Source organism: Streptomyces sp. HNM0574 (genome assembly GCF_012726235.1).
Taxonomy (GTDB): domain Bacteria; phylum Actinomycetota; class Actinomycetes; order Streptomycetales; family Streptomycetaceae; genus Streptomyces.
On record NZ_JAASAH010000001.1, the window covers coordinates 601,009 to 623,059 of the forward strand.

Genomic DNA, 22,051 nt, shown 5'->3' on the forward strand with positions numbered 1-22,051 from the left:
GACCCGCATGGACTTCGCACCGACCGACGAACAGCGGATGATCGCCGACACCGTCGCCCGCTTCGTCACCACCGAACTCGACCCGCACGCCGACGAGGTCGAACGCCTCGACGAGGTGCCGCCCGAACTCGCCGCCGCCATCCGGAAGAAGGCCCTCGACGCGGGCCTGTACGCGGCCAACATGCCCGAGGAGATCGGCGGCGGCGGACTCGACGCCGTCAGCATGACCCTCGTCGAACGCGAACTGGGCAAGACCTCCTTCGCGTTGCAGATGCTCGTCGCCCGCCCCAGCAACATCCTCCAGGCCTGCGAGGGCGAACAGCGCACCCGCTACCTGCTGCCCACCGTCCGCGGCGAACGGCACGACTGCCTCGCCATGACCGAGCCCGGCGCCGGCTCCGACATCCGCTCGATGCGGACCCGCGCCGTGCGGGACGGCGAGGACTACGTCCTCGACGGCACCAAACACTTCATCTCGCACGCCGACATGGCCGACTTCGCCGTCGTCTTCGCCGCCACCGGCACCGAGGACACCGCACGCGGCCCCCAGAACCTCATCACCGCCTTCCTCGTCGACCTCGACGCACCCGGCGTCACCGTCCGCCGCGGCTCGGGCTGCGTCTCCCACCGCGGCTACCACCAGTGCGAGATCGCCTTCACCGGCTGCCGCCTGCCCGCCCGCGCCCGGCTCGGCGAGGAAGGGCGCGGCTTCGAGCTGATGGGGGAGTGGCTGGGCGCCAGCAGGCTCCAGGTCGCGGCCACCAGCGTCGGCCGGGCCCGCCGCGTCCTCGACCTCACCCTCCAATGGGCCGCCGAGCGGCGGCAGTTCGGGCAGCCCGTCGGCCGCTTCCAGGGCGTCGCCTTCCCCCTCGCCGACCTGGCCACCGAACTGGAGGCCGCCGAACTCCTCACCCTCCGCGCCGCCTGGAAACAGGACCGGGGCACCATGACCGACCGGGACGCGGCCATGGCCAAGCTGTACGCCTCCGAGGCCCTCGGCCGCATCACCGACCAGGCACTCCAGACCTTCGGCGGCATGGGCCTGATGGAGGAGCTCCCGATCGAGCGCTACTGGCGCGACGCCCGCGTCGAACGCATCTGGGACGGCACCAGCGAGATCCAGCGGCACATCATCTCCCGCTCCCTGCTGCGCCCCCTGGGGTCCTGATGGGCGGCCGCCTGGCACGCCTCCTCGCCCCCCGCCACATCGCCCTGTACGGCGGGGACGCGGCGGCCGAGGCCGTACGCCGCTGCCGCGACCTCGGCTACGACGGGCAACTCTGGCCCGTCAACCCCCGCCGCGAGACCCTCGCCGGACTGCCCTGCCACCCCGGCACCGAAGCCCTGCCCGAACCGCCGGACGCCGCGTTCCTCGCCGTCCCCGCCGAGGCCAGCGTCGGCATCGTGCGGCAGCTGGCCGCGCGGGGCGCCGGCGGCGCCGTCTGCCACGCCGCCGGCTTCGCCGAGGAAGGGCCCTCCGGCGCCGACCGCGAGGCACGGCTGCGCGCGGCCGCCGACGGCATGCCCGTCATCGGTCCCAACTGCATCGGCGTCCTCAACTACCTGGACGGCACGGCACTCTGGGCCGACCAGCACGGCGGCACCCGCACCGAACGGGGCGTCGCCGTCGTCACACAGAGCGGCAACATCGGCCAGAACATCACCATGCAGCGCCGCTCCCTCCCGCTGGCCTGCGTGGTCACCGCGGGGAACGGCGCGGTGACCGGCGTCCCCGAGATCGTCGAAGCGCTGCTGGACGACCCGCGCGTCACCGCGATCGGCCTCCACCTGGAGGGCATCGCCGACGCGGCCGGCTTCGCCCGCGCCGCCCGCGCCGCACTCCGCCGCGGGGTGCCCGTCGTCGTCCTCAAGACCGGCACCTCAGAGCTCGGGGCGCGGGCCAACCTCAGCCACACCAGCTCCCTCGCCGGCTCCGACGTGCTGTGCGACGCGCTGTTCCGGGACACCGGCGCGGCACGGGTGCACGACGTGGCCACCTTCGTCGAGACGCTCAAACTGCTGCACGTCCACGGGCCCCTCGAACCGGCCGGCGGCAGGCGGGCCCGGATCGTCTCCGCGAGCTGCTCCGGCGGCGAGGCGGCACTCGTCGCCGACACCGCCGAACGGCACGGCGTCGACCTGCCGCCGCTGCCCGAGGAGACGGCGCGCCGGCTGCGCGGGGTGCTGGGCGAACGGGTCCACCTGCACAACCCGCTCGACTACCAGACCGCCATCTGGGGCGACTTCGCCGCACAGCGCGCCTGCTTCGAGGCCCTGCTGTCCGCCCCCGGGCACGACATGCACCTCCTCCTGCTCGACCTGCCCCGCACCGACCGCTGCGCCGACGACGCCTGGACGACGACCCTCCGCGCCTTCGCCGCGGCCGGGGAGTCCACCGGCGCACCCGCCTGCGTCGTCAGCTCCCTGCCCGAGGGCGTCCCCGAGGACGCCGCCGGCCTGCTGCTCGCCGCGGGCATCGCCCCCATGCAGGGCATCGCCGACTGCCTCCGCGCCGTCGCCGCCGCCCACGCCACGGGCCGGGCCCGCGCCCGGCTCGACGGCACCCCCGCCCCGGGCCCGTCACCCCGGGCGACGGGCCCGGGCCCCGCCGCCGGAACGCTCGACGAGGCCGCCGGGAAACGGGAGTTGGCGGCCGCCGGGGTGCCCGTCCCGGAGGGGCGCGTCGTCGGGCCGGGAACGGAGCGGGAGAACGGGGAAGCCGCCGCGCGGGCCGCGCGGGAGCTCGGGTTCCCCGTCGTCGTCAAGGCACTGTCGGCCGGGCTCGCGCACAAGAGCGACGCCGGGGGAGTGCGCCTCGGACTGGACGACGAGGGGGCCGTCCGGGAGGCGGTGGCGGCGATGTCCGGGCTCGCCGGCCGGTTCCTGGTCGAGCGCATGGTGCCCGGCGCCGTCGCCGAACTCCTCGTCGGCGCCCACCGGGACCCCGTCTTCGGGACCGCGCTCACCCTCGGCGCCGGCGGCGTCCTCGTCGAACTGGTCCGGGACACGGCGACGTTGCTGCTGCCCACGGGGCGGGAGCAGATCGCCGAGGCGCTGGAGTCGCTGCGCCTGTGGCCCGTGCTGCGCGGCTTCCGCGGCCGCCCGCCGGGCGACGTGGACGCCGTCGTCGACACCGTCCGGGCCGTCGCCGGCTACCTGGACACCCACCCGGAGGTGGCCGAACTCGACGTCAACCCGCTCCTCGTCCTCCCCGAGGGGCAGGGCGCCGTCGCGGCCGACGTCCTCCTCCGCGTGCACCCCGCACCCCCGCCACGACAAGGAGGCACCACCCCATGAACGCACCGGCACACAGCGGCACTCGCCCGCCCGCGGAGGCCGTCCGGCGGGAGGTGCGGGACGGCGTCCTCGTCCTCACCCTGGACCGGCCGAAGGCCAACGCCGTCGACTCCGCCACCAGCCACGCCCTCTACGAGGCGCTCCGCGCCTTCCGGGACGACGAGACGCTGCGCGTCGCCGTGCTCACCGGCGCCGGTGACCGGTTCTTCTCCGCCGGCTGGGACCTGCGGGCCGCGGCCGCCGGCGAGGCCATCGACGCCGACCACGGCCCCGGCGGCTTCGCCGGACTGACCGAGTTCTTCGCCCTCGACAAGCCCGTCGTCGCGGCCGTGAACGGGCTCGCCTTCGGCGGCGGCTTCGAACTCGCCCTCGCAGCCGACCTGATCGTGGCCGACGCGCACGCCGAGTTCGCGCTGCCCGAGGTCGGCATCGGCATGATCCCCGACTCCGGCGGCGTCCTGCGCCTCCCGCACCGCCTGCCCCGCGCCGTGGCCACCGAACTGCTGCTCACCGGGCGGCGGATGGGCGCGGCCGAGGCCGCCCGGTGGGGGCTGGTCAACCGGGTCGCCGAGCCGGGGCCCGGCACGCCGGCGCTGGACGCGGCCGTCGCGCTCGGGCGGGAGATCGCCGCCGGGGCGCCGCTGGCGGTCGCCGCCGTCAAGGAAGTCCTGCGCGAGACCGGACAGTTGGGCGTCGCCGAGGGGTACGCGCGGCTCCGCTCCGGCGAGCTGCCCCGCTACACCGCGATGCTGACGTCCGCCGACGCGGCGGAGGGCCCCCGCGCCTTCGCCGAGAAACGCACCCCGCGCTGGACCGGCAGCTGAGCCGCCGGCCCGCTGCGCGCGGTGCCGAGGCCCCGCCGCGCACGCGCCGTGGGCCCGCCGTCACCCGCTGCCGCGCGCGGGGCCCGCCGTACCGGACGGCCGGGGCCCGCCGCGGAGTCCTCGCAGGTCGGGACAACTACCGCGGGGGAACGAATGGGAGCACAATGATGACGCAGGGATATGCGGACATGTCCTACCAAGGAGGCGAAAACGCATGTCCGAGGTTTCTCACCACAGAGGAGATCTCGCCGGACACCCTGACGTGTCCGAGATGCGAGTCCGTCACGAACGCATTCTCGGTGGGCGGGAAGTGTCGCTCATCGAAGCACCGGTGTTCCTCGTCGGCCTGTACTGCGCCGTCTCCCCCTGGGTCGTGCACTTCACCGGAAGCCAGCCGCCGCTGGTGGCGCACAACCTGGTCGTCGGCGCCGCCCTCGCCCTCCTGGCGCTGGGCTTCACGATCGCCCCCGAGCGCATGGGCGGTCTCAGCTGGGCCATGAGCGCCGTGGGCGTGTGGATGGTGCTGTCGGCGTGGATCGTCGGCACCAGCCCCGACGCCGGTGTGCTCTGGAACAACATCGTCATCGGCGGTGTCGCCTTCTGCCTGGGCATCGCCTGCGCCGTGGCAGCACGACGCGGCAGTCGCCCGGCCGCCGGCGGCACCACCGACTGAACCGGCAGGGCACCAACCCCACTCGACGGGAAGGGGCGGACAGCACACCGTGGTCCCCCGGCCCTCCCGCATGACGGAGGACCGGGGGACCACGTGCGCGCGTCAGCGCCGGCTGCGGACGAGCAGGTACAGGAAGTACGGCGTACCGAGCACCGCCGTCATCAGCCCCGCGCCGAGCTGGGCCGGCGCGATCACCGTCCGGCCCACCAGGTCCGCCGCGCACACCAGGCACGCCCCGAGCAGCACCGCCACCGGCACCACCCGGGCGTGCTGCCGCCCCACCAGGGCACGGGCCGCGTGCGGCGCGACCAGCCCCACGAAACCGATCGTCCCCGCGGCCGCCACGGCCGCCGCGCTCAGCAGCACACTCAGCGCCAGCAGACCCAGCCGGCCCCGCGCCAGACGCAGCCCGAGCAGCCGGGGCGTGTCCTCGTCCAGCGACACCAGATCCAGCTCGGTGCGCCGCGCGAACGCGACGAGCACCCCCACCGCGAGGACCAGCGCCAGCGGCACCGCGTCCGGCAGCGTGCGCCCGTAGGTGGAACCCGAGAGCCAGGTCAGCGCCTTCGTCGCGTTGAACGGGTCGGTGAGCAGGATCAGCAGACTGATCAGCGCCGCCGCGCCGCTGGCCACCCCGAAGCCGACCAGCACCAGCCGGTTCTGCCGGAACCCGCCCCGCGCCGCCAGCCCGAACACCAGCAGCGCACTCAGCGCGGCCCCCGCGAACGCCGCGCCCGCCAGGCTCCACGAACCGGCCAGCGGCACCGTCGTCACCAGGAACACGGCACCCAGCGCCGCACCGCTGGAGACGCCCAGAATGCCCGGCTCCGCCAGCGGGTTGCGCGTCACGGCCTGCACCAGCGTCCCCGCCAGCGCCAGCGCAGCCCCCGCGAGGAGCGCCGCCAGCACCCGCGGCACCCGGGTGTCCAGGACGAAGCCGACGCTCCGACCCGCCCTGCCCTGCGCCCAGTTGGCCACATCGCCCAGCAGCAGCTTGGCGTCCCCGAGCAGCAGCGCGGCCACCGTCACCCCGGCCAGCACCACCACCAGCACAGCCAGCGTCCACAGGAACGCGGCCCGGCTCCGGATGCGCAGCCGGTCGACGGGCGCAGGACCCGCGGTGTCCCGTACCCGGACGGCCATCACCACCAGGAACACCGCCCCGACGAGGCTGGTGACCACACCCGTCGGCACCGCCACCGCCACATCGGCCGGGACCAGCGCACGCAGCAGCACGTCCGAACCGAGCACCAGCGCCGCACCGGTGAGCCCCGCCAGCGGCAGACCGCGCCGGGCCCGGCCCAGGGCGCGGAACCGCCGGGCCAGGCCCCGCGCCAGCGCGGGCGCGCACAGCCCCACGAAACCGACCGGTCCGGCCACCGTGACCGCGGCCGCCGACAGCAGCGCCGCGAGCACGACCGCCGTGACCCGCGTCGCCGCGACCGGTACGCCGAGGCCGCGCGCCGCGTCGTCGCCGAGCGCCAGCGCGTCGATCCGCCGTGCCAGGAGCAGCAGCCCGAGCAGGCAGACCGCGCCGAGCGGCGCCATCCACGCCACCGACGCGAACCCGTTCTGCGCGATGCTGCCCTGGTTCCAGGCGTACACGCCCTCCGTCTCGTGCGGGAACAGCAGCAGCAGCCCCTGCGTGACGGCGGTGAGCCCGAGCGCGAGCGCGCTCCCCGCCAGCACCAGCCGGACCGTCCCCGCCCCGGGCCCGGACAGCCCGAGTACGACGGCCGCCGCCGCGAGCCCGCCCACGAACGCCACACCCGAGGCGGCGAACAGCGGAAGCGTCAGCCCCGTGGCGGCGACCACGCCCAGCGCCAGGTACGAACCCGCGTTCACGGCAAGGGTGTCGGGCGAGGCGAGAACGTTCCGGCTGACCGCCTGCAACGCCGCGCCCGCCGTACCGAGCGCGGCACCGACGAACAGCCCGGCCGCCATCCGCGGCAGCCGGGAGGCGACGACGACGGACGCGTCGCCCGGAGCGGCCCCGCCGGTGAGCGCCTTCCAGACCTCCGGCGCGCCGACGGCGGCCGTGCCCTGGGTGAGGTCGACGACGGCGAGGACGGCGACCAGCAGGGCCACCGCGGCCGTCACCGCGGCCGCGCCCGCGCGGGACGTGACCGACGGCGGACGGGCGGCGGCCGGAGTCGCGGTGGCGGTCATGGAGTTACTTCGTCCCGGCCAGTTCGGCGACGACCGCGTCGACGTACTGGATCATCGACTCGGGGCCGCCGAACATCCAGATGCCGTCGGGCAGCCGGTGCACATTGCCCTTCTTCACGAACGGCAGCGAGGTCCACACCTTGTCCTCGGCCAGCGGGCCGGTGAACGGGGTGGCGCTCTTCTGCTCGTCGTTGCCGATGTAGGCGAAGTGGACGTCCTCGTCGAGCCCGGTGAGGCCCTCGACGTCGGTGGAGCCGAGGCCGTAGACCTTGTCGCCCTTGACGTGCCAGGCGTTGCGCAGGCCCAGCTTCTCGTTGACGCCGCCGATCAGGGAGCCCTCGGTGAACGGCCGGATCGTGACCTTCCCGGAGGCGGAGTAGCCGTCCGCGAAGGCGTACTCGGTGCCGTCGCGGTCCGCCTCGGCGAGCGCCTTGCGGCCGTCGGCCAGCTTCGACTCGAAGCGCTTGGTCAGCTTCTCGGCCCGGTCGGTGGTGCCGGTGGCCTCGGCGACGAGGTCCAGGTTCTTCGTCATCCGCCCGACCGGGTCGGCCGCGTCGGCGGTCTTCAGCGTCAGCACCGGGGCCACCTTGCGCAGTTGCTTCACGGCGGAGGGGGAGAGGTCGGTGGTGGCGACGACCAGATCGGGCTTCAGCGAGGCGACGGTCTCCACGCTCGGCTCGCCGCGGGTGCCGATGTCCTCGGGCTCGTTCTTCAGCGGCGCCGCGGTGTCCCAGGTCTTGTAGCCCTTGACGTCGGCGACCCCGGCGGGCTCGACGCCCAGCGAGACGAGGTTCTCCACGACGTTCCACTCGGTGCCGACGACCTTCTCGGCGGGGGCGTCGAGCTTCACCTTCTTGCCGGTGGCGTCGGTGAGGGTGACGGGCCCGCCGGCCGCCTTCTTCCCCTCGTCGGCGGCGGGTTCGGTCGTTCCGCAGGAGGTCAGGGTGAGGGCCGCTGCGGTCGCGGCGGCGAGGGATATCAGCAGACGTCTCATGGGGTGGTACTGAGCCTTTCGCTTCGGCTGTGGTGACGGCCCACCGCGCGGGTGCGCGGCCGGCCGGTGTGGGGGTCGGTGTCGACCTCGACGCGGATGCCGTACGCCGCGGTCAGCCGCTCGGCGGTGAGGACGTCCTCGGGGAGGCCGTCGGCGACGATCCGCCCGTCGTGGAGCAGGGCGATCCGGTCGGCGACGGCGGCCGCCTGGTCGAGGTCGTGCAGGACGGCGCCGACGGCGATGCCGTGGTCGTCCGCCAAGTCACGGATCAGGTCGAGGAGTTCGACCTGGTAGCGCAGGTCGAGATAGGTGGTCGGCTCGTCCAGGAGCAGTACGCCGGTCTCCTGTGCGAGGCATCCGGCGAGCCAGACCCGCTGCAGCTGCCCGCCGGAGAGGTGCTCGACGCCGCGTCCGGCGAGCCCGGTGACGCCCGTCAGCGCCAGCGCGCGGTCCACCGCTTCCCGGGCGCGCGGATCGGCCCGGCCCCAGCGGCCCCGGTACGGGTAGCGGCCGAACTCGACGACGTCCCGCACGGTGAGCCCGCCGGGCACGGCCCGGCCCTGGGTCAGCAGGGCGACCCGGCGGGAGAACTCCCGCGCGCTCAGCGCGAGTCCGTCGGTGTCCTCGTCGACGAGCAGGGTGGCGGCCCTGGGGCGCTGGAGCCGTGCCAGCGTGCGCAGCAGCGTCGACTTGCCGCTGCCGTTCGGGCCGACCAGGACGGTCACCTCGCGGGGGCGGAGCGTCAACGCCGCGCCGTGCACGACGTCGACACCGTCGTAGGCGACGGTGACGCCCGTGGCCCGCAGTTCATGGCCGCGGGGGCGGCCGGGCGGGGGAGTCTCTTCACCGGGATTCACGCGGAGAAGGTTAGCCTAACCTTACTCACCCCTTCCGGTGGGGGTCCGCCCGCGCACAGCGAGAGGGGCGCCCCGTACGGGACGCCCCTCTCGGAACTCGTATGCGGTTGTGCCCCGACAGGGGCGCGGGGAACTGCGCGACAAGCCACGGAGCACGCGCGGCCGACGACGCACGGACAGGGGTACCGGCGAACCGGAGACCCCCGCGCCGCTACTTGGAGACGGCCCGCACCGGCTCCTCCGTGTCCTTGGCGAGCCCGCCGGGCTCCCCGTTCTCCCGCGGAGCCGGCAGCACCGCGTACAGCACGGCGGCGATGACGATCGTCGCCGCCCAGCCCAGCCCGTGCTTGCCCGGCCAGGTGTCGGCCAGCGGCCCGGTGAACCACTCCACCTTCGTCAGGCACAGGCCGACGGCCAGGGCCACCGCCCACGCGGTCATCGCCTGCCAGCAGAAGCCGCCCTTGTACCAGTAGCGGCTGCGCGGGGAGGTGTCCATCAGCGCCTCGGTGTCGTACCGGACGGGGCGGCGGTAGCGGCGCAGCATGTCGATGCCGTACACGCCGATCCACGCGGAGAAGGAGACCGCGAGCAGCGTCAGGAAGGTGATGAACTGGCTGATGAAGCTGGTCGCCACCAGCATCATGAACAGTCCGCCGACGAGGCTGATGACGGCGTTGACGCTCACCGCCAGCGGCCGCGGCAGCTTCACGCCCATGGTCTGCGCGGTGAACCCGGCCGAGTACATGGACAGGCTGTTGATCAGCAGCATCCCGACGACGGCCGTGATCAGGTACGGCACGGCCAGCCACGCGGGCAGCACGTCACCGAGGAAGGCGACCGGGTCGCTCGCCTTGGCGAGGTCCGGCGTACGGGAGGCCATCACGGCGCCCATCAGCACCATCGGAGCCATGACCAGACCGGCACCGGAGACGGTCGCGCCGACGATCTTCCGGCCCTGGATCGCGTGCGGGAAGTAGCGCACGAAGTCGGGGCCCGAGGGCACCCAGCTGATGCCGCCCGCCGCGATCGTGCCGACACCGGCGATCATCATGGCCGTCGAACCGGCGGGCTGCGAGAAGATCTCGCCCCAGTCCATCGACACCACCAGGTACGCCAGCACCATCACGCTGAAGACACCGAAGACGTACGTGGCCCACTTGTTGCAGACGTTCAGCACCTTGCGGCCCATGCCGCTCACGAAGAACGTGACCGCGACGAAGAGCAGCAGCGTCACACCGCTGAGGACCTTGCCCGCCTCGATGCCGAAGAGCAGACGCATCACCGTCAGCAGCGCGTACGCACCGGTGACGGCGTTGATCGTCTCCCAGCCGAAGCGGGCGACCCACAGGATCATGCCGGGGAAGTAGTTGCCCCGGACGCCGAACGTCGCGCGGGACAGCAGCAGGCCGGGGGCGCCGCCCCACTTGCCCGTCACCGACAGCACGCCGCACATGCCGAAGGACACGGCGGCGGCGATCACCGCGACGACGACGACCTGCCAGAAGTTCAGCGAGTTGAAGACCACGAGCGAGGCGCCCATGGTCAGCAGCAGCACGCTGATGTTCGCGGCGACATAGGTGGGGAACAGCTCACGCACCCGGCCGTGCCGCTCGGCATCGGGAACCGGCTCGATACCCCGCGTCTCGACCGCGCTGGACGCCGCGGCGTCCTCACGTGATGCGTCGGTACCTGATGCCGCGGCGGGCGGCGTTGCGGGAGGCGAAGTTTCGGCCAATGTGATCTCCGTCCACGGGGGCGACGGTGCCCTGCGGCATGACTGGGGAATCCGGCGGCGCGCGGCACCGCGTCGGCGGAGACTCTACGCGCGTTGCGAATCTCACGGCAGACTGCGGTCCATATTTGTGTGATAGACCACGGCAGCCGCGTACGCAGGCGCTTTCAAGGGGTGACGACCCCGGGAGACGGGTGTACGTGCCCGCGATCGCGCACTCCGCCCAGTGTGCCCGAACCTGGCCGGAACCCTCCGGGACGCGGCGGCCGCCGGCAGTGGGGGAGGGGCGGCGCGGGCCCGTCCGGAACCCGGCGCGTACCCGGGTGCGAACGCAAACGGCCACTGCCGGTGCGGACGGCAGCGGCAGTGGCGTTGGGTGGTGGGGTGGACGGTGCACCGTCCACCCCACCGTCACCCCGGGAACCGGCTCCGGGCCCGGGTCGCGGGGTGAGTTCCTGGTGCGGAGCGGATCAGCTCGCGCGCGGGGGCCAGTTGGCGAAGGCCTTGGCCCGCGGCGGCGCGTACGTGCGGACCTTGGACGTGGTCAGCCCGAGCCGCACCAGGGACTCGGCGACCGTCACCGCGGCCGTCACCCCGTCGATCACCGGTACGCCGGTGCGCTCGCGGACGCGTTCGGTCAGCCCGGACATGCCGCCGCAGCCGAGGCAGATGACCTCGGCGCGGTCGTCCTCCACGGCCCGCGCCGACTGCTCGGCGATCGCCTCGACCGCCTCCTTCGGGTCCCGCTCCAGGTCGAGCACCGCCAGGCCGCTGGCCCGCACGGAGGCGCAGCGGGCGCTCAGGCCCGCGGTGTGCAGCCGGTCCTCGATCAGCGGGACCGTCCGGTCCAGGCTCGTGACCACGGAGTACGTGCGCCCGAGGAACTGGGCCGTGCTGGCGGCGGCCTCGGTGATGTCGACGACGGGGACGTCGAGGAGTTCCTGCAGCCCCTCGCGGCCGTGCTCGCCGTAGCCGGCCTGGATGACCGCGTCGAACGGCTCCGGGTACGCCTTCACGGTCTCCATCACGGCGATGGCCGCGAGGTAGCTCTCGTAGTTCCCCTCCACGGACTCGGCGCCGAACGCCGGTGTCAGCGGGACGATTTCGGTGCCCGGCGACGCCGCACTCGCCGCCTGCTCACCGATGGCCTCGGTGATCGACGCGGTGGTGTTGACGTTGACGACCAGAATGCGCATGACTCAACTTTCTGTGGTGTTCCCGTAGTTGCCGGGACTGCCGGTTCTCCGGGGGTTTCGCGGTGCTGCTGCCGGTGCCGCTTTTCCGTCGGTCATTCGGCGGCGACGGCGATGGATTCGCCGTCGACGTCCCGTACCTGCTTCTTCCGGTCGCCGATCACCGCGTACAGCACGGCGCCGAGGATCGCGCCGATGAACCAGGAGAATCCGGCGACGACGCTGAAAGTGGGGACCAGGGCGATGACGACGGCCGTCGCGGCGGCGGGGGCGAATGCCCACACGGCCCTCGGGTTGTATCCGCTGCGGTAGTGGTAATCGCCGTCCGGGTCCTCGGTGTAGAGGTCGGGGACATTGACCCTGGCCTTCCGCAGCAGCCAGTAGTCGGCCATGATCACGCCGAAGAGCGGGCCGAGCAGGGCACCGAGCCCGCCGAGGAAGTAGTTCACCACGACCGGGCTGTTGTAGAGATTCCAGGGAAGAATGACGAGCCCGATCACGGCGCTCACGATCCCGGCCCGGCGGAAATTCAGCTTCTGCGGGAAGAGGTTCACCAGGGTGTAGATCGGCGCCACGAAGTTGGCGAGCAGATTCACCGCGACGGTCAGCGCGATCAGCGCCAGCGAGGCCAGGGCCAGCAGGAACATGTTCGGGATCGTCTGCACGATGTCCGTCGGGCTGGTGATGACCTTCCCGTTGAGCTTGAACTGCGCGCCGCTGAGGACGACCACGATGCCCGCGAAGAAGAGCATGTTGACGGGGATGCCGATCACGTTTCCGCGCACGATCGACGCGCGGCTCTTCGCGGAGCGGGTGAAGTCGCAGAAGTTCAGCACGAACGTTCCGTAGATCACGACCCAGAGCGCGGCGCCCTGAAGGACCTGGAGCCACATCGCGCCGCCGGTGAGCGGGTCGTTGGTGGAGAAGGAGATGGAGCCGTCGGCGCGGAGGAACATCCACACGGCCAGCGCCGTCATCGTGATGAGCGTGGTGGGCGCGGCGACGGCCATGTACTTGCGGATGACCTGCATCCCGTAGCTGACGATGAGCACCTGCACGCCCCACAGGGCGAGGAAGGTGATCCAGCCGAGCGTCGAGAGCCCCAGCACGGAATTGCCGTCGAGGGATTTCGCGCCGGGTGCCATCGCGATGATCAGCGTGCTCAGTACGGAGGACGCGAGATAGGTCTGAATGCCGAACCAGGCGATCGCGACCAGACCACGCACCATCGCCGGTATCTGCGCGCCCTTGGTGCCGAAGGCTATCCGGCTCATCACGGGAAACGGAACGCCCGTTTTGTGCCCCATGTAGCCGGAGAGCGTCAGCAGCAGAAACAGCAGGACGGACGCCAGGAGAAAGGCGACGAGGATTCCCCATACGCTCAGCCCGAGCGCGAAGAGCCCGATCGCGAAAGCGTAGTTGCCGAGGCTGTGAACGTCATTGGCCCAGAGGGTGAAGACGTTGTACGCACCCCATCTGCGGCCCTCTTTGCGGGTCGGGGCGAGGTCGTAACTGTACAGCCGCGAACTGGCGCCGTCGGGGGTGCTGCTGGGGGTTTCCACGGGCGTAGGGTCGTGCACGGCAGTCATAAACTCGCCCCATGTTTCCGCTGTGTGACACGCAGTTTCCTTACTGCGGAAGATGAGGTTACGACCGCCGGTCAGCGTGGTCAATGGGTTGAATTTCAGCGGCTGTTGTGTCTCGCAGAGCACCCGCCTCACGGTCCGCACACACCTGGGGCCCCTCCCGTCGCAGGAGGGGCCCCAGGTGTCGCGCGCCGCCCCGAAGGGCGGCCGTCGGCCCAGGTCAGCGCCGTGGGCCGGGGTGATGCACACGCCCCGGCGTCAGCTCCCCGACAGGCGCAGCGGAAGCGAGGCCAGGCGCCAGAAACCGGGCACCGGCTCGCGCCGGAGCTCCCCGGGCGGTACGCCCGGCGACAGGTCCGGGTGCCGCGCGAACAGCTTGGCCAGCGCGACCTCCCCCTCCTGCCGGGCCAGGGTGGCGCCCAGACAGTAATGCATCCCGTGCCCGAAGCCCACGTGGTCCTCGGCCCTGCCCTGCGGCTGCCGCGTCACGTCCAGCCGGTCCGGCTCCGCGTAGTGCCGCGGGTCGAAGTTCGCGCCGACCAGCATCGGTTGCACCGCTTCACCTTTGCTGATGCGTACGCCGCCCAGCTCGACGTCCTCCGTCGCGTACCGCAGCTGCGTCGCGTGCACCGGGCCGCACCAGCGCATCAGCTCGTGCACCGCACGCGGCCACAGGCCCGGATCGTCCCGCAACAGCCGCAGTTGGGCGGGATGTGCCAGCAGCGCCTCCGCACCGTTGGCGATGAGGTTCGCCGTCGTCTCGTGACCGGCCAGGACGAGGGTGAGCACCAGCGTCACCATCTCGTTGTCGCTGAGCCTGCCGCCCTCGTCGTGCGCCTGGACGAGCGCGCTGACCAGGTCGTCCGCCGGCGAGGAGCGCCGCTCGGCGATCAGCTCGTGGATGTGCTCCACCATCGCCGGAACCGCCGTCCCGATCCGGTCCGGACGCATCGAGACCAGATCGCCGCTCCACTCCCGCCACCGCGGCCGCACCGCCTCGGGAATGCCCACCAGTTCACAGATCACGGTGACCGGCAGCGGGTACGCGTACCGCTCCACCAGATCCACCACACCGTCCTCGGCCTGCTCCGGCAGCCCGTCGAGCAGCTCGTCCGCGATCTGCTCGACGCGCGGCCGCAGGTCCAGCATCCGGCGGGCGGTGAACGCCCTGGACACCAGCCTGCGCAGCCGGGTGTGGTCCGGCGGGTCGGTGTCGAGGATCGAACCCAGCATGTACGGCCGCATGTGCTCCGGGAAGCCGAGCGTGTCCAGCAGCCGCGCGCGGGGATCGTCCCCGCCGTAACCCGGCACGGACGTCACGCTGTTCACGAACCGCTGGTCGCGCAGGACGCTGCGGACCTCCTCGAAACGCGTCACCAGCCACACCGGGGTGTCGTCCAGATACCGCCCGCGCAGCACGGGGCCCCGCTCCCGCAGCGCCCCGTACCCCGCGAACGGGTCGGCCAGCAGCTCCGGCTCCATGACGTTCGGTTCCCCGGGGTGCTTGCCGACGTGCTCGCTCAGCGCGGCGGGCGGTGCGTAGTCCCGGCCGGTGGTCTGTTCTGTCATGGGTGCTCTCCTTCTGGTCCCTGGTGGACGGTGCTGCCGCGGGGGAGCGGAGAGGGCGGAGCGCGTCAGGCGCGTACCTGGCGGCGCAGTTCGGCGAGGCACAGCTCCTCGACATGCCCGAACAGTGCGACGACCTCCCGGGCCGCCTCGGCCATGCGCTCCGGCCGCGGCTCGGCCGAGGTCTCCAGGGCCGCGCGGAGCGTCTGTTCGAGCAGGCCGGCGCGGGTCTGCGGGTCGAACGGGGCGTCCTTCCCGAGCAGGCCCTCCGACGTGATGAAGCCCGTCGTGGTGGCCGTGCACAGGTAGCACTGGCGGGCGACGTCCCCTTCGTCGCGCACCAGGCCGTGCCCCCGCAGCAGCGTGAAGTACCGCTCCAGGGCCCGCTGTCCCTCGCCCATCAGCGCGGCCAGCTCCCGGTGCGCGACGTCGTTGAGCTTGCCCAGGACGTCGGCGTCGACCAGGTGCAGCGCGCGCAGCACCGGGTCCTCGACGATGTCGAGGTACGCGCCGCGCATCATCCGGCTGGGCAGCGCCTCCCGCGGGTCCCGCCGGACACGCGTCAACTGCCGCCGCTGCCCCTCCAGTTTGCGGCGCAGCACCACGGCCAGCAGGAGCGCGTCCTTGGTGCGCCAGTGCAGATAGACGGTGCCCTTGCCGACCTTCGCGCGGCGCGCCACCTCGTCGATCGTGACGCGCCGGTACCCCCAGGCGAGCAGCAGCTCGCCCGCGGCGTCCAGAATCCGCTCCCCGCGCTCGTCCTGACCCCCCACGGGCCACCCCCTCCCCGCCCCCGTCGTGACCAGATTTCGAATCCGGTCACACAGTCAAACGTAGCCGTACGCCGGCCCGGGGCGAAGACGATTTCCGGCCGAACCGGTCAACAGGTCCCGGGAACCGCGGAGTTGACCCCCTCACATCCGCAAACGCGCGGGAGGGGACGGCCGTCCGCCGCCCCCTCCCCGCCGGTCACGACAGCACGATCAGCAGGTCGCCGCCCTCCACCTGGGCGATGGGGGAGATCGCGACGCGGCTGACCGTGCCCGCCACCGGGGCCGTGATCGCCGCCTCCATCTTCATCGCCTCGATCGTGCCGATGCTGTCGCCCGCCTCGACCTCCTGGCCCTCGTCCACCGCGAGCGTCACCACACCGGCGAACGGCGCGGGCAGATGCCCCGGATCGTTCCGGTCGGCCTTCTCCGCCGCCGGGACGTCGTCCGCCACGGCACGGTCCCGCACCTGCACCGGCCGGAGCTGGCCGTTGAGCAGACACATCACCGTCCGCATGCCCCGCTCGTCCGCCTCCGAGATCGCCTCCAGACCGATGAGCAACTGCACGCCCGGCGCGATCGTCACGTTGTGCTCCTCGCCGTGGTGCAGCCCGTAGAAGAACAGGTCACTGGGCAGCGGCGAGACGTCACCGTGCCGCTCGCGGTGCGCCCGGAACTCCTTCGTCGGACCCGGGAACAGCAACTCGTTGAGCACCGCACGGCGTTCGTCCGACGCCCCCGCCAGCCGCTTGCCCTCCTCCTCCGACAGCTCCGCCGCCACCGGAGGCTCCTCCCGTCCCGCCAGCGCACGGCTGCGCAGCGGCTCCGGCCAGCCGCCCGGCGGGTCACCCAGCTCACCGCGGAGGAAACCGATCACCGAACCGGGGATGTCGTACCGCCCCGGATCGGCCGCGAACTCCGCCGTCGACACCCCGGCCCCGACCAGCGCCAGCGCCAGATCACCCACCACCTTCGAACTCGGCGTGACCTTCACCAGCCGGCCCAGCAGCCGGTCCGCCGCCGCGTAGTGCGCCTCGATCTCCTCGAACCGGTCACCCAGCCCCAGCGCGATCGCCTGCTGCCGCAGATTCGACAACTGACCGCCCGGAATCTCGTGTTCGTACACCCGGCCCGTCGGCGCGGGCAGCGCCGACTCGAACGGCGCGTACACCCGCCGCACCGCCTCCCAGTACGGCTCCAGCGCACACACCGCGTCCAGATCCAGACCCGTGTCCCGCTCCGTGTGCGCGGCCGCCGCGACGATCGCGGACAGCGCCGGCTGGCTCGTCGTCCCCGCCAGCGCCGCCGACGCCCCGTCCACCGCGTCCGCGCCCGCCTCCCACGCGGCCAGATACGAGGCCAGCTGACCGCCGGGAGTGTCATGCGTGTGCAGATGCACCGGCAGATCGAAATTCCTCCGCAACGCCGTGACCAGCTTCTTCGCCGCCGGGGCACGCAGCAGCCCCGCCATGTCCTTGATCGCCAGCACATGCGCCCCGGCCTCGGCGATCTCCTCCGCGAGCCGCAGATAGTAATCCAGCGTGTACAGCTTCTCCCGAGGGTCGGACAGATCCCCGGTGTAGCTCATCGCGACCTCGGCCACCGCCGTCCCCGTCTCCCGGACGGCGTCGATCGCCGGACGCATCTGGTCCGTGTTGTTCAACGCGTCGAAGATCCGGAAAATGTCGACACCCGTGTCCGCGGCCTCCTGCACAAAAGCCCGCGTCACCTGCTCCGGATACGGGGTGTACCCCACCGTGTTCCGGCCCCGCAGCAGCATCTGCAGACAGATGTTCGGAATCGCCTCCCGCAGCGCCGCCAGCCGCTCCCACGGATCCTCGTGCAGGAAACGCAAGGCCACGTCGTACGTCGCCCCGCCCCACGCCTCCACCGACAGCAACTGCGGCGTCGTCCGCGCCACATGCCCCGCGACCTCCAGCAGATCCTTCGTCCGCATCCGCGTCGCCAGCAGCGACTGGTGCGCGTCACGGAACGTCGTCTCCGTGACGGCCAGTTGCGGCTGCTCCCGCAGCGCCGACGCGAACCCCTCCGGACCGAGCCGCAACAGCCGCTGCCGCGAACCGTCCGGCACCGCACCGGCCCCCGGCACCTCCACGCCCTTCGCGTCCGGGCCCGCACCCTCCGCCGGCCCGCCGTCGAGCCGGGGCAGCTTCTCGTGCGGAGCCAGCAGCGTGGGCCGCTCACCGTGCGGCTTGTTGACCGTCACATCCGCCAGATACTCCAGAATGCGCGTACCCCGGTCCGCCGAACCCCGCTTCGTCAGCAGCTCGGGACGCTCCTCGATGAACGACGTCGTGACCCGCCCCGCCCGGAAATCCGGCGTGTCCAGCACCGCCTGCAGAAACGGGATGTTCGTCGCCACCCCGCGGATCCGGAACTCCGTCACCGCACGCCGCGCCCGCGCCACCGCCGTCGCGAAATCCGCACCCCGGCAGGTCAGTTTCACCAGCATCGAGTCGAAATGCGCACTCACCTCGGCACCCAGATTCGTGCCACCGTCCAGCCGCACACCCGCCCCGCCCGGCGAACGGTACGCCGTGATCCGGCCCGTGTCCGGACGGAAACCATTGGCCGGATCCTCCGTCGTGATCCGGCACTGCAAGGCCGCACCCCGCAGCCGCACCTTCTCCTGCGACAACCCCAGATCCGCCAGCGACGCCCCGCCCGCGATCCGCAACTGCGCCTGCACCAGATCCACATCGGTGACCTCCTCCGTCACCGTGTGCTCCACCTGGATCCGCGGATTCATCTCGATGAACACGTGGTTCCCGCGCTCGTCCACGAGGAACTCCACCGTCCCCGCGCACGCGTAACCGATCTGCCGCGCGAACGCCACCGCGTCCGCACAGATCCGCTCCCGCAGCCCCGGATCCAGACCCGGCGCCGGAGCCAGCTCGATGACCTTCTGATGCCGGCGCTGCAGACTGCAGTCCCGCTCGAACAGATGGATCACCTCACCGTGCCGGTCCGCCAGCACCTGCACCTCGATATGGCGCGGATTCACCACGGCCTGCTCCAGGAACACCGTCGGATCACCGAACGCCGACTCCGCCTCACGGGCCGCCGCCTCGATCGACTCCCGCAACAGCCCCCGCTCCGCGACCCGCCGCATCCCGCGCCCGCCACCACCCGCGACCGCCTTCACGAACAGCGGGAACACCATCGACTCGGCAGCCGCCAGCAACTCCTCCACATCCGAGGACGGGGCACTGGACGCCAGCACCGGAAGCCCCGCCTCACGCGCCGCCGCCACCGCCCGCGCCTTGTCACCCGTCAGCTCCAGCACCCGCGCGTCCGGCCCCACGAACGTGATGCCCCGCTCCGCGCAGGCCGCCGCCAGATCCGGGTTCTCCGACAGGAATCCGTACCCCGGATAGATCGCGTCGGCCCCGGAACGCACCGCCGCGTCCACCACATCCGCCACCGACAGATACGCCCGCACCGGATGCCCCGGCTCACCGATCTGGTACGCCTCGTCCGCCTTCAGCCGGTGCGGCGACTTGCGGTCCTCGTACGGATAGACGGCGACGGTGTGCGCCCCCAGCTCGTAGGAAGCGCGGAACGCGCGGATCGCGATCTCGCCACGATTGGCGACCAAAACCTTAGAGAACATGCGGACTGCCTTCTCCTGCCGGGCCACAGGGGCCGCCTTCGTAGGACAACGGAAGTACCTCTCGTGCTCCCGCGGCCGGACACCCCGCGAAGGCGCCCGGCCGCGTGGCCACCATCGTGGGCGACAACCACCCCTCCCACCAGCCGCACCACGGCGAGACGCCGGACACATTCGCCCCGCCCCACCCCGGACGGAAGCCCCGATTCCGCCAGGAAGGCCGCGGGGAAGCGACCGACCGTCCCCGCTCGGACCAGATCAGCCGTCACCGCCGCATGACCGGACGGCCACACCCCCGCGACAGGCCCGCCACCGGCCCGGCCCACCGAACGGACCCGGCCCAGCCCCGACCCGCCGCCCGCCACCCCCACATGCACGTCATCCACCCGCGCATCCAGCGGAAAAGCACGCGCCACATGCGGCGCACCCACGTCGCCCACAGTGCCCCCGGAGCGGCGAACTCCCAGGCACCCAGCAGCACTTGCCCCTCCACCGCAGGCGCGGTCCGGTAACCGCCGAGCAGCCGCAACTCGTCCGAACCGGGGCACCGCGTTGTCATCCCCCGTCAGCACCGGCGGATACACGGTCCCGCCCCGACGCTCCGCCACGAACCCGGCCAGCCGCGCCACCCGCCCGCACCGCACGGCCGAACCCGCCGGCTCCGCATCCGGATGACAGGTGAAGAACGGCACCGCATGACCCGGCGCATCCAGCCGCGCATACAACGCCCCACCCCGCCCCTCGGGGAAACCCAGCACCTCGTGCTCGACGACGGGCCACCGGCTCAGCACCGCATTGCCCACGTCGTACGGGGCACCACCCAACCGGTCACGCCAGTGCGCCGAACTGCCCGCCGGCCCCAGCACATGGTGCATCCCCAACTCGGCACCCAGCCACGACGCAAGATCATCACCCGGTACCTCGACCGAGCCCCACACCTCCTGCAACCCCACCACATCCGGCCCCAACCGACGCCGCCCCGCCGCCCCCTGGCCACCGAACAGCACGACCTCACGCGCCCCGCTTGATGCTGCGGTCTCATGGCGGTTGTGTGGCGTGCATGGACTGTTGAAGGGTTCGTGCGTACGTTCGGCGGGCTGTCGGCCGGGCGGGGAGCCGCCCCGGTGGCCGGAGTTCACGGATCCGGAGGTCAGGTCCCATGCCGCGTTCCCGCCCGAGACGCACCGCCAGGCCCCTCGTCGGCGCAGCCGCCCTCACCCTCGGGCTCACGCTCGCCCTCACCGCGGCACCCGCCGAGGCCAGAGACGTGCCGAAGGCCCCCGGGCACCGGCTCGTCGACGACTACACCGGCGCACCCGCCCCGTCCCGCCCGCTCACCGGCGAGGCACCGCCCCAGAACCCGTACCTCGCCGACAACGGGCGCAACGGCATGCACGGCGACGCCGCCGCCAGCGACACCCACCCCTGGCCAGGACCGCTCGGAAAGGCACCGGACGTCCGCAGCGAGGCGATGGCCGGCGTCGGCGGCGAATGCGCGACCCTCACCTTCGACCGAGACGGACGGATCGTCACCGTCTGCGGCACCTTCCGCGGCTTCCTCGTCAAACTCCTCGACCCGGAAACCCTCGACACCCTCGCCCAACACCGCCTCCCCCAACGGCCGTCCACCGTCGAAGCCATCAGCCGCCTCGACTTCTCCAAGATCTTCAAGGACACCTCCGGCGGCGCCTACGCCTACCTCGACAACCAGGACCGGCTGGTCCTCGCCGACTCCCGGCAGCACATCGTCCGCCTCGCACACGAGCAGACCCCCGACGGCAGCTGGCGCTTCCGCACCGACGCCGACTGGGACCTCACGGCACACGTCCCGCACGACTGCGTCACCTGGACAAACCTCTACCCCAGCGGCGACTGCGACCCCGTCACCTCCGTCGCCCCCGACTGGCAGGGCCGCATCTGGTGGGTGACCCGGCAGGGACGCGTCGGCACCGTCGACCCCCGCACCGGAACCGTCCGCAGCATCCGCCTCGACGGCGAAGAGATCCAGAACTCCTTCGCCACCGGCCCCGACGGCATCTCCCTCGTCTCCGACCACGCGCTCTACGCCTTCCGCGCCGACGACGACGGCACACCCCGGGCACGCTGGCGGCAACCGTACGACCGGGGCACCGGCTCCAAACCCGGTTCGGTGAACCAGGGGTCCGGCACCACCCCCACCCTCCTCGGCCCCGCCGACGACGGATACGTCGCCATCACCGACAACGCCGACGACCGCATGCACGTCCAGGTCCACCGGCGCGACAACGGGAAACCCGTCTGCCGCACACCCGTCTTCGGCCCCGGCGCCTCCACCACCGACAACTCCCTCATCGGCTGGGGCGACAGCCTCGTCGTCGAGAACAACTACGGGTACGAGAACCCCTCCTCCCTCCTCCTCGGCAAGACCGTCCCCGGCGGAGTGACCCGCATCGACGTCCGCCCCGACGGCAGCGGCTGCGACACCGTCTGGCAGAGCGACGAGAAGGCACCCTCCAGCGTCGCCAAACTCTCCACCGGCAACGGGCTGTTGTACTTCTACACAAAGGAACCCAGCCGCAAGGGCATCGACGCCTGGTACCTCACCGCCGTCGACTTCCGCACCGGCCAGACCCGCTGGAAACAACTCACCGGTACCGGCCCCTTCTACGACAACAACTGGGCACCGATCACCATCGGCCCCGACGGCACCGCCTACGCCGGCGTCTTCAACGGCCTCGTCGCCGTCCGCGACACCTCCCGACGTGATGCCGCATGACGGG

Annotated in this window: 14 protein-coding genes; 5 read left to right on the plus strand and 9 right to left on the minus strand. The window is 72.3% G+C overall.

The window, feature by feature from the left end; all coding sequences use genetic code 11:
• Nucleotides 1-7: 7 nt before the first annotated feature.
• The 4 genes from HCC30_RS02495 (at nucleotide 8) to HCC30_RS02510 (ending at nucleotide 4,794) form a co-directional block, all read left to right on the plus strand.
• Nucleotides 8-1,168, plus strand: coding sequence for an acyl-CoA dehydrogenase family protein (locus HCC30_RS02495; RefSeq protein WP_169440266.1), 1,161 nt, complete (start codon nucleotides 8-10; stop codon nucleotides 1,166-1,168).
• Entirely contained in the window at nucleotides 1,168-3,297 is a 2,130-nt protein-coding gene (locus HCC30_RS02500) for an acetate--CoA ligase family protein (protein WP_169440267.1), read from the plus strand. Before HCC30_RS02495 ends, HCC30_RS02500 begins: the two co-directional genes overlap by 1 nt.
• Nucleotides 3,294-4,121 (plus strand): enoyl-CoA hydratase-related protein, encoded by an 828-nt coding sequence (locus HCC30_RS02505; protein WP_169440268.1) that lies wholly within the window; start codon nucleotides 3,294-3,296, stop codon nucleotides 4,119-4,121. Before HCC30_RS02500 ends, HCC30_RS02505 begins: the two co-directional genes overlap by 4 nt.
• 214 nt (nucleotides 4,122-4,335) lie before the next feature.
• The gene (locus HCC30_RS02510) at nucleotides 4,336-4,794 is read left to right on the plus strand and encodes an SPW repeat protein (RefSeq protein WP_169440269.1); all 459 of its coding nucleotides are present in this window, start codon (nucleotides 4,336-4,338) and stop codon (nucleotides 4,792-4,794) included.
• A 102-nt stretch (nucleotides 4,795-4,896) separates the two neighbouring features.
• On the opposite strand, the gene HCC30_RS02515 is transcribed toward HCC30_RS02510, so the two are convergent.
• From HCC30_RS02515 to HCC30_RS02555, 9 genes are all read right to left on the minus strand, one after another.
• The gene (locus HCC30_RS02515; protein WP_169440270.1) at nucleotides 4,897-6,963 is read right to left on the minus strand and encodes an iron ABC transporter permease; all 2,067 of its coding nucleotides are present in this window, start codon (nucleotides 6,961-6,963) and stop codon (nucleotides 4,897-4,899) included.
• A 4-nt stretch (nucleotides 6,964-6,967) separates the two neighbouring features.
• Nucleotides 6,968-7,957 (minus strand): iron-siderophore ABC transporter substrate-binding protein, encoded by a 990-nt coding sequence (locus HCC30_RS02520; protein WP_169440271.1) that lies wholly within the window; start codon nucleotides 7,955-7,957, stop codon nucleotides 6,968-6,970.
• On the minus strand, nucleotides 7,954-8,814 hold the full coding sequence (locus tag HCC30_RS02525) for an ABC transporter ATP-binding protein (RefSeq protein WP_169440272.1): 861 nt from the start codon (nucleotides 8,812-8,814) through the stop codon (nucleotides 7,954-7,956). The genes HCC30_RS02520 and HCC30_RS02525 overlap by 4 nt, the downstream gene beginning before the upstream one ends.
• Nucleotides 8,815-9,025: 211 nt before the next feature.
• Nucleotides 9,026-10,447, minus strand: coding sequence for a cytosine permease (locus HCC30_RS02530; RefSeq protein WP_346776479.1), 1,422 nt, complete (start codon nucleotides 10,445-10,447; stop codon nucleotides 9,026-9,028).
• Nucleotides 10,448-11,016: 569 nt separating this feature from the next.
• On the minus strand, nucleotides 11,017-11,742 hold the full coding sequence (locus HCC30_RS02535; RefSeq protein WP_169440274.1) for an aspartate/glutamate racemase family protein: 726 nt from the start codon (nucleotides 11,740-11,742) through the stop codon (nucleotides 11,017-11,019).
• 92 nt (nucleotides 11,743-11,834) lie between these two features.
• Entirely contained in the window at nucleotides 11,835-13,328 is a 1,494-nt protein-coding gene (locus tag HCC30_RS02540) for an NCS1 family nucleobase:cation symporter-1 (protein ID WP_169440275.1), read from the minus strand.
• A gap of 255 nt (nucleotides 13,329-13,583) precedes the next feature.
• Nucleotides 13,584-14,894 carry a cytochrome P450 gene (locus HCC30_RS02545; RefSeq protein WP_240979255.1) on the minus strand — a complete coding sequence of 437 codons (1,311 nt, stop codon included), beginning with the start codon at nucleotides 14,892-14,894 and terminating at the stop codon, nucleotides 13,584-13,586.
• A 65-nt stretch (nucleotides 14,895-14,959) separates the two neighbouring features.
• A complete protein-coding gene (locus HCC30_RS02550; protein ID WP_169440276.1) occupies nucleotides 14,960-15,664 on the minus strand; it encodes a TetR/AcrR family transcriptional regulator in 705 nt (234 codons plus the stop codon).
• Between the two features lie 196 nt (nucleotides 15,665-15,860).
• On the minus strand, nucleotides 15,861-19,295 hold the full coding sequence (locus tag HCC30_RS02555; RefSeq protein ID WP_169440277.1) for a pyruvate carboxylase: 3,435 nt from the start codon (nucleotides 19,293-19,295) through the stop codon (nucleotides 15,861-15,863).
• A gap of 1,156 nt (nucleotides 19,296-20,451) precedes the next feature.
• Between HCC30_RS02555 and HCC30_RS02560 the strand changes: the two genes are divergently transcribed.
• Nucleotides 20,452-22,047 (plus strand): hypothetical protein, encoded by a 1,596-nt coding sequence (locus tag HCC30_RS02560; RefSeq protein WP_169440278.1) that lies wholly within the window; start codon nucleotides 20,452-20,454, stop codon nucleotides 22,045-22,047.
• Nucleotides 22,048-22,051: the final 4 nt, after the last annotated feature.

Bases quoted from the DNA above. Each gene is read 5' to 3' on its own strand.
- HCC30_RS02495 (WP_169440266.1), top strand. From the start codon at position 8: ATGGACTTCGCACCGACCGACGAACAGCGGATGATCGCCGACACCGTC.
- HCC30_RS02500 (WP_169440267.1), top strand. From the start codon at position 1,168: ATGGGCGGCCGCCTGGCACGCCTCCTCGCCCCCCGCCACATCGCCCTG.
- HCC30_RS02505 (WP_169440268.1), top strand. From the start codon at position 3,294: ATGAACGCACCGGCACACAGCGGCACTCGCCCGCCCGCGGAGGCCGTC.
- HCC30_RS02510 (WP_169440269.1), top strand. From the start codon at position 4,336: ATGTCCGAGGTTTCTCACCACAGAGGAGATCTCGCCGGACACCCTGAC.
- HCC30_RS02515 (WP_169440270.1), bottom strand. From the start codon at position 6,963: ATGACCGCCACCGCGACTCCGGCCGCCGCCCGTCCGCCGTCGGTCACG.
- HCC30_RS02520 (WP_169440271.1), bottom strand. From the start codon at position 7,957: ATGAGACGTCTGCTGATATCCCTCGCCGCCGCGACCGCAGCGGCCCTC.
- HCC30_RS02535 (WP_169440274.1), bottom strand. From the start codon at position 11,742: ATGCGCATTCTGGTCGTCAACGTCAACACCACCGCGTCGATCACCGAG.
- HCC30_RS02540 (WP_169440275.1), bottom strand. From the start codon at position 13,328: ATGACTGCCGTGCACGACCCTACGCCCGTGGAAACCCCCAGCAGCACC.
- HCC30_RS02545 (WP_240979255.1), bottom strand. From the start codon at position 14,894: ATGACAGAACAGACCACCGGCCGGGACTACGCACCGCCCGCCGCGCTG.
- HCC30_RS02555 (WP_169440277.1), bottom strand. From the start codon at position 19,295: ATGTTCTCTAAGGTTTTGGTCGCCAATCGTGGCGAGATCGCGATCCGC.
- HCC30_RS02560 (WP_169440278.1), top strand. From the start codon at position 20,452: ATGCCGCGTTCCCGCCCGAGACGCACCGCCAGGCCCCTCGTCGGCGCA.